15 protein-coding genes are annotated in these 12,223 nt (G+C 63.2%); 4 read left to right on the top strand and 11 right to left on the bottom strand.

What is annotated here, in order from left to right:
* Positions 1-279: 279 nt before the first annotated feature.
* The 7 genes from ABD791_RS02370 to ABD791_RS02340 all read right to left on the bottom strand — a co-directional run bounded on the left by ABD791_RS02370 (position 280) and on the right by ABD791_RS02340 (position 4,557).
* On the bottom strand, positions 280-831 hold the full coding sequence (locus ABD791_RS02370; protein ID WP_345061909.1) for a MerR family transcriptional regulator: 552 nt from the start codon (positions 829-831) through the stop codon (positions 280-282).
* Positions 832-990: 159 nt separating this feature from the next.
* Complete coding sequence (gene ftsR, locus ABD791_RS02365; RefSeq protein ID WP_345061907.1) at positions 991-1,689, bottom strand: transcriptional regulator FtsR; 699 nt, start codon at positions 1,687-1,689, stop codon at positions 991-993.
* The gene (locus ABD791_RS02360; protein WP_425562209.1) at positions 1,689-2,180 is read right to left on the bottom strand and encodes an FHA domain-containing protein; all 492 of its coding nucleotides are present in this window, start codon (positions 2,178-2,180) and stop codon (positions 1,689-1,691) included. The genes ftsR and ABD791_RS02360 overlap by 1 nt, the downstream gene beginning before the upstream one ends.
* A gap of 10 nt (positions 2,181-2,190) precedes the next feature.
* The gene (locus tag ABD791_RS02355; protein ID WP_345061905.1) at positions 2,191-2,808 is read right to left on the bottom strand and encodes a CDP-alcohol phosphatidyltransferase family protein; all 618 of its coding nucleotides are present in this window, start codon (positions 2,806-2,808) and stop codon (positions 2,191-2,193) included.
* A gap of 82 nt (positions 2,809-2,890) precedes the next feature.
* Positions 2,891-3,391 carry a hypothetical protein gene (locus ABD791_RS02350; RefSeq protein ID WP_345061903.1) on the bottom strand — a complete coding sequence of 167 codons (501 nt, stop codon included), beginning with the start codon at positions 3,389-3,391 and terminating at the stop codon, positions 2,891-2,893.
* A 102-nt stretch (positions 3,392-3,493) separates the two neighbouring features.
* Positions 3,494-3,943, bottom strand: coding sequence for an NUDIX hydrolase (locus ABD791_RS02345; RefSeq protein ID WP_345061901.1), 450 nt, complete (start codon positions 3,941-3,943; stop codon positions 3,494-3,496).
* A 50-nt stretch (positions 3,944-3,993) separates the two neighbouring features.
* On the bottom strand, positions 3,994-4,557 hold the full coding sequence (locus ABD791_RS02340) for an adenine phosphoribosyltransferase (protein ID WP_345061899.1): 564 nt from the start codon (positions 4,555-4,557) through the stop codon (positions 3,994-3,996).
* A 48-nt stretch (positions 4,558-4,605) separates the two neighbouring features.
* Here ABD791_RS02340 and ABD791_RS02335 point away from each other — a divergent pair, with 48 nt between their 5' ends.
* Positions 4,606-4,977 carry an RNA-binding S4 domain-containing protein gene (locus ABD791_RS02335; protein WP_345061897.1) on the top strand — a complete coding sequence of 124 codons (372 nt, stop codon included), beginning with the start codon at positions 4,606-4,608 and terminating at the stop codon, positions 4,975-4,977.
* A 278-nt stretch (positions 4,978-5,255) separates the two neighbouring features.
* Complete coding sequence (locus ABD791_RS02330; RefSeq protein WP_345061895.1) at positions 5,256-6,641, top strand: MFS transporter; 1,386 nt, start codon at positions 5,256-5,258, stop codon at positions 6,639-6,641.
* Between the two features lie 21 nt (positions 6,642-6,662).
* Here the strand turns inward: ABD791_RS02330 and ABD791_RS02325 are convergent, their stop codons facing one another.
* Together ABD791_RS02325 and ABD791_RS02320 are read right to left on the bottom strand one after the other, a co-directional pair.
* Positions 6,663-8,120 carry a lipase maturation factor family protein gene (locus ABD791_RS02325; RefSeq protein ID WP_345061893.1) on the bottom strand — a complete coding sequence of 486 codons (1,458 nt, stop codon included), beginning with the start codon at positions 8,118-8,120 and terminating at the stop codon, positions 6,663-6,665.
* 244 nt (positions 8,121-8,364) lie between these two features.
* Positions 8,365-9,825 (bottom strand): flotillin family protein, encoded by a 1,461-nt coding sequence (locus tag ABD791_RS02320; RefSeq protein WP_345061891.1) that lies wholly within the window; start codon positions 9,823-9,825, stop codon positions 8,365-8,367.
* A gap of 168 nt (positions 9,826-9,993) precedes the next feature.
* Here ABD791_RS02320 and clpS point away from each other — a divergent pair, with 168 nt between their 5' ends.
* Both clpS and ABD791_RS02310 read left to right on the top strand, forming a co-directional pair.
* Positions 9,994-10,302, top strand: a complete 309-nt coding sequence (gene clpS, locus ABD791_RS02315) for an ATP-dependent Clp protease adapter ClpS (RefSeq protein WP_345061889.1) — start codon at positions 9,994-9,996, stop codon at positions 10,300-10,302.
* On the top strand, positions 10,302-10,850 hold the full coding sequence (locus tag ABD791_RS02310; RefSeq protein WP_345061887.1) for a DUF2017 family protein: 549 nt from the start codon (positions 10,302-10,304) through the stop codon (positions 10,848-10,850). The genes clpS and ABD791_RS02310 overlap by 1 nt, the downstream gene beginning before the upstream one ends.
* Here the strand turns inward: ABD791_RS02310 and csrA are convergent.
* Positions 10,832-11,194, bottom strand: coding sequence for a carbon storage regulator CsrA (gene csrA, locus ABD791_RS02305; RefSeq protein WP_345061885.1), 363 nt, complete (start codon positions 11,192-11,194; stop codon positions 10,832-10,834). The genes ABD791_RS02310 and csrA overlap by 19 nt on opposite strands.
* 46 nt (positions 11,195-11,240) lie before the next feature.
* Positions 11,241-12,068: a sigma-70 family RNA polymerase sigma factor gene (locus ABD791_RS02300; protein ID WP_345061883.1), complete on the bottom strand. Its 828-nt coding sequence runs from the start codon at positions 12,066-12,068 to the stop codon at positions 11,241-11,243.
* Between the last annotated feature and the right edge of the window lie 155 nt (positions 12,069-12,223).

The following is a 12,223-nucleotide window of genomic DNA, read 5'->3' as shown; positions in this document are numbered from 1 at the left end:
GGTCGGCAAGCTCGACCAACCGATCGGTGATCGAGCCGCTTCGGTGATCGAGGAGCAGCCGACGTGGGAGGCCGCGTCATTTCGTTGGTCGAGGAACGAGCGAGCCCGTGACTATGAGGCAGATGGGCCAATTCGTTGATCGAGGAGCGCGCGAGCTTGCGAGCACGCGTCTCGAGATCTCGCGAGCAAATCCTTGAAATCGGGTGGCGTTCAAACATTGGCTCACGGGGTCTCGACCCGATCGCGGGCGTCCTCCTCGACCACCGAGATGGACGTTGACTACGAGATTTTGCGCGACGTGCGACGCTGGGCGAGCTCGTCAGCCTGGTCAACAGCCTGAATGTCGAGTTCGACCAGGCTGGACTCAACTTCGCGCAGCACTTTGCCGACGGCAATGCCGAAGACGCCTTGGCCGCGGCTGACGAGGTCGATGACCTCATCGTTCGAGGTACACAGGTAGACGCTGGCGCCGTCGCTCATCAAAGTCGTCTGAGCGAGATCGCTCACGCCTGATTCACGCAGCTGATTGACGGCGGTACGAATCTGCTGCAGCGAGATTCCGGTGTCGAGAAGACGCTTCACGAGCTTCAGCACCAGGATGTCTCGAAAACCGTAGAGCCGCTGCGAACCTGAGCCGGCCGCGCCACGCACGGTGGGCTGCACGAGCTCGGTGCGTGCCCAGTAGTCCAGCTGGCGATAGCTGATTCCGGCAGCGCGAGCGGCAACCGCCCCCCGATACCCGGTGTGCTCATCGAGTTCTGGCAGACCATCGGTGAACAGCAGATCCAAGCCATAGCGAGAAGCTTCGCTCTGGGAATTGAGTTCACTCATACGCTTGCCTCTCGGGGATTGTCTGCGACGCTGACGGCTCGCAGTAACCACGCTATCGAGGCAAAGGTCGTTCGGCCTTCACATCCGTTAGACAGATTCGGCGTGTCGAGCCAAGTCATTCCGACAAGCCGACCGGTGGCGCTTTTCTAGTCTACGTCTTTAGGTGACAAGACGGCCGAGAGCCGACCGAATCAGGCTGCCGCGCACGACTTCGAGCTGCCCGGCAATCTCGACCGCCATCTCGCTAGCCTTCGCCCGACTCGAGGCATCTTTGCGCCGGGAAAGCGGAACCAGAGCGCTTTCGATGAGCCCCAGCTCGCGTTCTGCTGCTCCGCGAAAACCGCGGAGGTGACGGGGCTCGATTCCGCTGCGCTGCAGTTCGACCAGGGCCTTGAGCACGTTCAAGGATTCGTCACTGTAGTGATCGGCAGGCAGGATGATCGAGGCCGAGATCGCGTCGTGCAGCAACGTCGTTGACGCCGCTGCCTCGCGCAGCAACTCCTCACGAGTAAATCGTCGCGCGGTTGTCAGCATCGTCGGTCCGAGGGTTGCCCCACCCGGAAGGGTCGGCGACAGTCCGGCGTCGAGTTCTTCGAGGTAGGTACGGATGACCTTGAGCGGAAGGTATTGGTCGCGCTGCGTCGACAAGATCAGCCGAAGGCGCTCGACATCACTCGTACCGAACTTGCGATAGCCAGATTCGGTGCGCGCAGGAAACACGAGCCGCTGCTCTTCAAGAAATCGGAGCTTCGACGGCGTCAAATCCGGAAACTCCGGGGTCAGTCGGGCGAGCACCTGCCCGATGCTCAGCAACGGAGCGGCGCTTGAAGACTTTGCCGCGGCGGAGACAGGGCTCACTAGTTGCTCTTTGCGCGCACGCGGTCGTGCCTCGACGCGTAGAAGGTGAGACGGAACTTTCCGACCTGAACTTCGGCGCCGTCGCTGAGGGCGGCAGTTTCGATGCGCTCACCATCGAAATAGGTGCCGTTCAGAGAACCGAGGTCTTTGACCTCGAACGTTTTTCCGTGTCGCAGAAACTCGGCGTGACGGCGGGAAACCGTGACGTCGTCAAGAAAAATATCAGCCTCCGGATGACGACCGACCGTCGTCACATCGGCGTCGAGGAGAAAACGCGCACCGGTGTTCGGGCCGCGGCGCACGACAAGCAGCGCTGAGCCAGAGGGAAGCGCAGCAATCGCATCTTGCTCTTCGGCGCTGACGTCTGCGTCGATGCCTGCCATCGCAGCCGCAAACTCTTGGCTAAAGTTCAGTGTCGTATCAGTGCTCCCCGGCGAGCTGTCGGGCGCCACCTGGCGCTCTGCGTCGTGCTTCTCGTCGGAATTTCCCACCGTAGACCTCCTAGAGTTCCAGCGTATCGGATTGAACGGGTGCCGTGCCGCGCGGCAGGCGAATCACTCGCACGGTTTCAATGGCATAGATGATGCCGGCCCACCAATAGAGGAAGGCTCCCCAGAGGCCGAATGCCCAGCCGACGGGTTGCGACCACCACGCCACGGCGGGGAATGCCTCGCCGAGCATGATCATCGGGAGGGCATAGAACAGGCAGAATGTTGCGACCTTGCCCAGTTGGTGCACGGGCAGCGGGCCGAAACCGAAGTTGGCCAAGACGACGCCGAGGCCGAGCAGAAAGACGTCGCGTCCAACCACAACCAAAACGATCCACCACGGCACCAGGTCACGCCAGGCCAAGCCGATCAGCGCCGCAAAGATGTACAGCCGATCGGCGGCCGGATCGAGAAGTTGGCCGAGTCGTGTGATCTGGTTCAGACGGCGGGCCAGATAGCCGTCGAGAAAGTCTGTCGCACTCGACACGACGAGCACCAGGAGCGCGGCGATGTCCTCGCCCTCGACGATCAGCCAGAGAAAGACCGGAACCAAGGCCAGTCGAATGAACGACAGGATGTTGGGCACCGTCCACACTCGTGAGCCGGCGTCCTTCTCCCCTACAGCTCTCACACCTCCTGATTCTACTGAGCGTGACGCGCCCTTCTGCGCAAGCCACGGCACAAACCGGGCTACGACCCGGGGTGCGAGCTGCCTATTCGGCGTCGACGCGCTTCGGGGGCTTCGGAAATGCCGCGCGCATGTGGTCGCTCGACAAATAATCGGACACCCCGATCAGAATGAGACTGAACAGAATCTGTTCCGTCACCATCCACAGCGGGTAGAGGCCGGGAATCGCCGCCAACACCAGGGTGACGATCGGAAAGATCTTGCTGAACAGCTTGAGCCGGGAGTAGGCCCAGTAGTAGCCCTTCTGGGCACGCCAGGCGAAGTAGAACAGTGTCGCGGTCATGGCGAGCACGACAAGCCCGCGCATCCAGACTGAGAATCGAACATCGGTGCCGTTGAGCTGGAGCACGATCGCAATGATCACCGCGATGATGCCCAGCACGAATTCGGCGACGAGAAGCCAGGTGATCGCGACGAACGCAGCGCGCGTCGTCGGATGAATGCGCATCTCTTCGGGAATGGTGTAGCCAACGCCGCGCCCTCCGGCGATGCGGTCGAGCTTGAGAAACATCGGCTCAAGATTCATTCGTCTCCATAGTCACGCTCGCTTGTCACGCTCAACGGTAATGGGCACGCAGACGCCCCGCATCCATTGAAAGTTGCATCGGTGAGACGGATGCCGCCGCGTTCAGCCGAGCCGGGCGAGGAGCATCGGCCAGCTCGCTCCAAAGCCGGGGTGCAGCGGAAGGAGCTCGACCTCACTCGGCGGCACCCAGCGCAGTGCGATGCTCTCCGGGTCGCTGATCACCGGTTCGAAGCGGTCGGTGGCCTCCGCCACAACAGTCGTGTACGACCAGAATCCGAGGTCGAACACGGTGGTGAAACTGACCCGAACGAGCTCAGCCGGCACTCCGGCTTCTTCGCGGGCTTCGCGGAGGGCAGCCTCGACCGCAGTTTCATATTCGTGACGGGCGCCTCCCGGCAGCCCCCAGGTGTCGCCGTGGTGGCTCCAGAGCGCGCGGTGCTGCAGCAGCACGCCGAGTTCGGGGTGATGCACGAGCAATCCTGCCGCTCCGAAGCGGCCCCAATACTTGTGGCCGTCCGGCCCGTAGACCCACGCCTCGTCGCTGCCGCTCATGGTTCAAGCATGCCGCATCCGGGGCGTGGGAATGGCCGAGTGAAAATGACTTAAACCGACACGATCGTGTGAACGTCGGCGTCGCCGAGGCGGCTGCGCCCATCGAGTTCGGCGAGTTCCAGCACCACTCCGACGCCGGTGAGGACGTAGCCTGCACGTTCGATGAGGCGGGCGGTCGCGGCGATGGTTCCGCCGGTGGCGAGCACGTCGTCGACGATCAGCACGCGGGAGCCGGCCGGGAGCTGACCGACTTCAAGCTCCAGACGGGCCGAGCCGTATTCGAGGTCGTATTCCTCTGTCAGAACCGTTCCCGGCAGCTTTCCGCCCTTGCGCACGGCCAGAACCGCGGCATCCGCTGCGTAGCCGATTGCCGCTGCGAGCAAGAAGCCGCGCGCTTCGATTCCGGCAACGGCATCGAACGTGCCGCTGAAACGCGTGACGAGAGCGTCGATGATCGACTTGAACGCCTGCGCGTTGGCAAAGACCGGGTTGAGGTCGCGAAACAGGATGCCGTCCTGCGGAAAATCGGGGTATGACGCGAGGAGCGCGTTCACTTCATCGGCGGCAGTGCGCGTACTGGCGGCGGGAGCAGAGGAGGTTTCGGGTGAATTCACCACTCAACTGTAGGCGCTCACAGATGGGAAGAGCCGTAGAGTCGAAGCATGGACCCTCTCTCGACCGTGCGCGTCGACAGCTGGACCTGGGCCGTTCGGTTGTTCAAGACGCGATCTTTGGCGACGGCTGCCTGCCGTGCCGGGCACGTGCGCGTGAACGGTGACCGGGCGAAGGCCGCGCAGTCGGTGAAAGTCGGCGATGAAGTGCGGGTGCGCTCAGCGGGGTTCGACACCATCGTGGTCGTCACCCGCATCGTGGCCAAGCGGGTCGGCGCGGCCGTCGCCGTCGAGTGCTACACCGATCTGACCCCGCCGCCTCCCCCACGCGAAGAAGTCGCGCTGCTCCCGATCCGCGATCGAGGAACCGGGCGTCCGACGAAGCGTGAGCGTCGTGAGCTCGAGGAGTTGCGCGGGCACTGATTCGCGAATGTGCCTGCCCGCGTCATCCACTCTGTGCGATTTTGAATTGGTCCAACGCGGCGCAAGCTGGGATGCAGGACCATCACGTCACGTTTCCTGACTGAGGGCAGGTCATCATGCACAGCCTCGGAATGCACAGCCCCGGAATGCGCAGCCTCGGAATGCACAGCCCCGGAATGCTCAGCCTCGGAATGCACAGCCCCGGAATGCACAGCCCCGGAATGCACAGCCTCGGAGTTCGGTAGGGCCCGGTGTCTTCCCACGCGGAGGTGCGGCTCGTGGTCCCGGCGAAGTGGACGTTGGTGCCGCTTGCGCTCGCGCAGTTCATCTGCTCGTTCGCCGGCTCGAACATGAATGTGATGCTCACCGACATGAGCCAGGATCTCGACACGACAGTTCAGGGGATCCAGATCTCGATCACGCTCTTCCTGCTTGTCATGGCCGCACTGATGATTCCATTCGGCAAACTGACCGTGCAACTCGGGAGAAAGGTGTGCTTCATCGTCGGGCTCGCCGTCTACGGTCTCGGCGCCATCATCAGCGCGCTGTCCCCGGGGCTCGGTGTGCTCATCCTCGGGAATTCACTGCTGGAGGGCGCCGGTACCGCCCTACTTATCCCGCCGGTCTACATTCTGGTCACCATGTACTGGACCGGCCTCTCCGAGCGCGTTCGCGCATTCGGGATTGTCAGCGCCGCCGGGGGAATTGGAGCGGCAACGGGACCCCTGATCGGCGGCTGGATCACCGCGGCCTTCAGCTGGCGGGCAGCATTCGGATTCCAGGCGCTCATCATCGTGATCATCCTTCTGTTCGCCGTGCGCCTGAAGGATCCGCTCGCCCGCGAACCAGACCGACCGTTCGATGTGGTCGGTGCCATCCTCTCGGCGCTGGGGTTGATCGTGTTCGTCATCGGCATCCTTGCCGCCGACAACAATCTCCTCCTCTCGCTCGGCTTGATGGCGGCCGGCGCCGGCGTGATCGCGTTGTTCTTCTGGTGGGTGCGCCGATTGGAACGGGATAAGCGAGAACCGCTGCTCTCGACGGCACTGTTCCGGAGCCGAGTCTCCAATCTGGCCCTCGTGACGCAGAATTTCCAATGGCTGCTGCTGCTCGGCACCTCCATGCTCGTGGCGAGCCACCTCCAAGTGGTCCGCGGCTACGATGCGATCGAGACCGGGATCATCTTCAGCGCCGCCACACTCGGCATTCTGGTGTCGTCTCTGTCCGCGAGCTCACTCGTGCGGCGATTCTCGCAGCGCACGCTGATCATCGCTGGATTTGTGATCACTGGCGTCGGCCTGCCTCTCCTGCTTCTTGTGGCGGCGGTCCCCGGCGCCTGGCCGTTCGCACCCGGCCTTCTCGCGATCGGACTCGGCGTCGGACTCATGCTCACGCCAAGCGTTAACTTGGTGCAGTCCGCCTTCCCCGAGGAACAGCAAGGAGAAATCTCAGGGCTCTCGCGCAGCATCTCCAACCTCGGGTCAAGTTTTGGAACCGCGCTTGTCGTCACAGTCCTCGCGCTGAACGTGGCTGGCCCCGGCGACGGGTACGTGCTGGCGATGGTGCCCCTGATCATCGTTGCAATTGCGGGAATCGTCGTTGCGAGCTTCCTGCCGGGGCGTGCCACAACCTCTACGCGGGTTGAAAACAGCCACACCGGCTGACGTCACGCCGCGTGGCGGTTTTCAACTGGCGCGACGCCCGATTCTCGCCAGGGACACCGGCGCAACGAGCTCCGCGAACTCGACTCTGCTCCACCAGACGCCGTCGGCCCGGTGTTCTTGCCTCGTCGAGAACCGGTAGAGAAACACGCGTGCCCGAATCCACCGGGGCGGCTCATCGGGGAACGGGTTGACCCGCAGCATCCGCAGCAGGGTGTGATCCCCCGCCAGCAGCTGCACCACCAACATCTCAAACCACCGGGTGTCTGGCGTGCCGAGCGCCAGGAACCACATCAACCAGTCGAGTCGCAGGTGATAGGGGGCGAATTGGCGTGGCATCCGTTTCGGGTCACCCGGTTTGCCTCGAAACTCGTACTCCCGCCATCCGTCGGCACCCGGTGTCGCCGCCGCACTACCCTCCACGACGACCTCGAACCGATGCCGTGACACGGTGCCGAACGCACCGTAGGCATTGACCAGGTGATAGCGATTGAAGCTGGCGTTCATCAGCTGGTGATGGGCGAAGAGGTTGCGAAGCGGCCACCAACTGAGCACGAGGAGCCCCACGGTCACCGTCGCGACCACGATCACGAACCAGAGCGGCGAGACGGATGCCACTCGCTCAGTGGCCAGGCCGGGCAGAATCGTGCGAAATGTGCGGTCGTCGATGGCCGAGCAGGCGAGCACAATGGTGAGCCAGTTCAGCCAGGCGAAGTTTCCGGTGAGCACGAGCCAGAGCTGCGTGAGGATCATGACGGCTGCCGCGACGGAGGCGACGGGTTGCGGCGCGAACAGAAAGAACGGCACGACCAGTTGGGCGAAATGGTTGCCGAGCACCTCGCCGCGATGCACCCATTTCGGCAGATGATGCACGTACCAGCTGACCGGGTTCGGCATCGGCTGGGTCTCATGGTGAAAGTAGAGCGCGGTCAGGTCTCGCCATTCCGGCCCGCCGCGCATCTTGATCATGCCGGCTCCGAATTCGAGCCGAAAGACGAGCCACCGCAAGAACAGCATCACGACGAGCGGCGGGGCGACCTCATTCGACCCGAGAAACGCCACCACGAACCCGGCCTCGAGCAGCAGGCTCTCCCAACCGAACGAGTAGAAGGTTTGGCCGACGTTGACGATCGACAGGTCAATCGCCCAGAGCAGCAGAAAGAGCAGCATCGGCAGCCACGGCGGCCCGAGCTGCGGGAGCCCGATGATGAGGGTTGCCGCGCCCACCGCACCAGCGACGGCCAGCGTCCGCAGCAACAGGTCTGAGTAGCGCCAATGGAACAGGCTCGGAGAATCACGAAACCTGATGCGTCTGACAAATCGGGCGACGGGCAACAGCCCGTGATCGCCGAGCAGGGCCGGAAACTGATTGAAGGCGGAGATGAAGGCGATCAGAAAACAGGCGGCCACTCCGCGCTGCAGAATCTCACGCGCGATGTAGTAGTCACCGGCGTTCCACCAGTCCGCGTTCCACCAATCCATGGTGTTGCCCAGGTTAGGCTCCGCGTGGCGCGGCTACTACGGGCCACGAGGCCGGCCAGGCTCGCTGCGGGGCCGTTCCATCCGAGGCGCGCACCGCCCATTCGACGGAGATTAATCACATTTCCGCCCAAAAATGGCTGGAAACGGTCTCATCGTTGAAAATCTCCGTCGAATGGGAGGGTCCGCCGCTCTGTCGGGTGTGACCAGACCACCGAAATGGTCAGACGACCATGCGACGCCTGCTTTAGTTGGTCAACGCCGGTTCCTCGACGTGACCCGCCAGCTCGTGGCCGGGCAGCGCCTGACCCTGGCGCATCTCGCTCTGCATCGCTGCAGCCGCTGCCGACCCTGCTGCATGACCAGACAGCGAACCGCCGACGAGTCCGCTGAGCAGATCCTTGATGCCCACACCCATGGTCGAGTTGAGAACCGCGTCGACCTCGGTGAAGCCAGACGCGACGTTCTTGGCCAACTGGCTGGCGCCATCCGTTGAGATCACCGTCAGCTGATCGATGTTTCCCATCGGCGCCGCCAGTTCGTGAGCGATCTGCGGCAGCATTTCGACCATGCGCAACTGGAGGAACGCTTCAGACTGCTGAGCGAGAGCTTCTGCACTCAACCGGGTTGCCTCGGCCTCCGCAGTACCTCTGGCCAGGATGGCGTCCGCCTCGGCCTGGCCCTCTGCACGGATGGCCTCGGCCGTTGCAACACGGCTGTCACGGTCGGCGTTGGCTGCGGTCACCGCTGCCTCTGCGGCGGCGGAGGCAGCAACCTTGACCCGGTACGCGTCGGCATCCGCCACGGCGTTGACCTCGGAGTCGAGCTCGGCCTTGCGCAAATTGGCCCGGCGCTGGGCAGTCAGTTCTTGCTCCTGCACAATGGCCTGCTGAGCCTTCGCCTCGGCGAGCGGCTTGGCGGCGGCTGCCTCGGCTGCTGCCTTGTCGGTGTCGAGCTGCAAGGCGGCCTTGCGGAGGGCCAGGGTGTTCTGCGCTTCGGCGACGGCCTGCTCAGCAATGATCGAGGCTTCCTGCGCTTCACGGTTGGCCTGGTGCTCTGCAACCTCAGCCTGGCGACGCACCTTGGCCTGTTCGGCACGACCGATGTCGCGAATGTAGTCGTTCTCGTCGGTAATGCCCTTGATCTCGAACGAGTCGACATCGAGGCCCTGGTTGGCGAGCGACTCGCGGGCGGTCGCGAGCACAGAGGAGCCGAGTTCGTCGCGCTTCTGAATGATGGTCATCACGTCGGTGGCACCGATCGACGAGCGCAAGGAACCAGACAAGACCTCTTGAGCGAAGTTGTCGATGTTCTTGTCCTGGCCCAGAAAGCGCTGCGCCGCTGCGCGGATCGCTGTCGGGTCGTCGCCGACCTTGACGATCGCGACGGCTTCAACCGTCAACGTGATGCCGTTCTTGTCCTGTGCGACAGCGGTGATCTCGATCGCCCGGCTGCGCAGGCTGATCTTGAAGGCCTTCTGAAAGAACGGGGTGATGAACACGCCCTGTCCGTGCACAACGCGCTGACCTGAGTGTTCGGTCGTGGTGCCGTCGACAACGGTCTTGCGGGACTTCTTGCCGGTGATCACCAGCGCTTCGTCTGGGCCCGCGTTCTTGTAGACGCTCTTCGCGTAGATCAGCGCGATCAGAAAGACAAGGAGGGCCGCCCCGATGATGCCGGGAACTGGGCCAAATAGAAAGTCGAACATGTTGTCCTTTCGGTCCGTAGAGAAACGGACTGTGGTGACACGCTGGGTCGGTTTCGACCGCGCGGCACGATGAAAGCACCTCTGCGCCCACCCCGCTCCTCCAAACTACAGGGCCGGGCATCCGTCTGCGGGTTGGACCTGCGCCATTCAACCTGTCAGGCTGAGAAGATGACCGTGACGAGTGCGCATCCAGATGTGCGCGAGGAACTGGGTACCGACGTGCGCGAAGCCGTCGGTTTGCTCAGCCCCTGGGTGACGATCGTCTGGAATGATCCGGTCAACCTGATGTCCTACGTGTCATATGTCTTTCGGAGCTACTTCGGCTTCACTCCCGCCGAAGCCGAACGCCTCATGCTGCAGGTTCACAACGACGGCAGGGCCGTCGTCGCCACCGGTAACCGTGAGGCCATGGAGCGTCACGTCGAGGCCATGCACGGCTTCGGCCTGTGGGCGACCCTGGCCAGGGCGGAGCAGTAGTGAACGTTGAACGCAGCACCGATGGCGGGCTCACCGCCTGGTTCGCGCCGGTGGAGGTCGAGCTACTGCGCCTGGCGACAAGCCAGCTGGTCGACCTTCTGTCCGGCGCCAACGATGACAACGACCTGGCGATATCCGACCCGGCAATCCGGCGCATGTTGCCCGATGCCTACAGCGATGACCCAGAGGCTGCTAAGGAGTTTCGTCGGTTCACCGCCGGCGGGCTGCTCGAATCGAAGATCGAGAACGCCGCGCTGGTGCGGGATGCCCTCGCGAACGTGCAGGGGGTCGACGACCTGCTGCCGTCTCAGACCGAGTCGCCACGAACCGGTGACACCGACTCGCACGAGCTCGTCGTCATCGATGAGCCCGCAGTGTTGAGCTGGTTGCGCGCCCTCACCGACCTGCGTCTCACCCTGGCCGAACGGCTGCAGATGTCACCAGACGGAGAAATTCAGCTGGACGGCGAGGAGGCCGAGTTCTTGAATGACCTCTACGACTGGCTGGGAATGGTGCAGGAGTCGTTTATCTACGCGATTGACGTCTGAGCGGAAGCTGACGCCTGAGCGGATGCTGACGGGCGCGGACCGGGGCGAGCATCCGTGACGGTCGCCGCGGCTGTGTGAGTCGGCGTTGCCTGAACCGGCGTTGCCTGAATGGGCAGAGCGCCCCCGAGGCTGGCCTTGATGCGTTCTTCGGCCGAGTCATCGGTGTGGCTCGCGGCGACGTTCGCCTCCGCGACAGCACGCACAACTTCGTCGCGCTGAATGCGCACGCCACGCGGAGCATCGACACCGAGCCGGATGCTGTCGCCGCGCACATCGAGCACGGTAACGACGATGTCGTCACCGATGAGGATCTTCTCCCCCAGTTTGCGTGTCAAAACCAGCATGTGTTCAGCCTAACGCCCAGTCGTGCTCTCACTCGGAGCGAGCACCTCAGGACACGGCCTGACCCGGCGCGGCGACGGTCGCCTGGGCGATGCGGTTGATTCCGTAGAGCGCGTGGTCTGCCAGACGAGCAAGATAGGCGCTGCGATTCGCCGGAGCGATCCGCGACTGCAACACGTAGCTGCTCTCCTCGGATTCGGAATCGGCATAGTGCGTGGCGAGACCGTCGCGCAGCAAACGGATGGCTTCAGCGCGCTGTTGAGACACGGCCGAGTGGGTCGTTCCCAACTCGGCTGCGACATCCTTGACCGAGCGGTCACCGAAATAGACCTGCTCCACAATGAAGCGCATCTTTTCGGGAAGTGACTCGACGGCGGCGCGGAGGTAGGCGAGTCGTTCAGCGGCAAGCAAGGTGTCTTCGGGCATCGCGGAGTCGGCGACGAGAAACTCAGCTGTCACATCGTCCAGGGTCGACAGTGTGCGGGAGGCATCGGCCAAGCCCACCGCAGCGACGCTGCGATCTACGCCAAGAGCCGAAGCGATCTCGTCGACGTTCGGGGTGCGTCCGAGGTGGGCAGCAAGTGTTTCCTGAACCGCGAGGGTTTCTTTGATCCGACGCCTGGCCGATCGTGTTGCCCAGTCCACCGATCGCATCTCATCGGCGAACGCGCCGATGATGCGGCGCCGGGCGAACGCTCCGAACGGGATGCCGAGGTCGGGATTGAAAGCATCTGCCGAGGTGATGAGGGCGAGCGCGCCCGCCGAGGCGAGGTCATCGCGCGACAGGTGACGTGCTTTGGCCCAGACCTCGGAAACGAGGTAGCCGACGAGCGGAAGGTTGTCCACGACCATCTTGTTGCGACGTTCCTGATTCAATTCCTTGACCCCTGTGGCTCGCGGGCACGACGGAATGACCCGGGCCGAAGTGCCCGGTTCATACGCCTTTGTGCTCCTGTGAAAACGCTGTGTACTGCCTACTTCAAACTTACAAGCTAGAACTTCTAAACCTGGAAAATTTGACCCCCATAACG

The sequence above is a fragment of the Glaciibacter kafniensis genome (genome assembly GCF_039538945.1).
Taxonomy (GTDB): domain Bacteria; phylum Actinomycetota; class Actinomycetes; order Actinomycetales; family Microbacteriaceae; genus Cryobacterium; species Cryobacterium kafniensis.
This window is presented reverse-complemented; position numbering and strand designations above follow the sequence as displayed.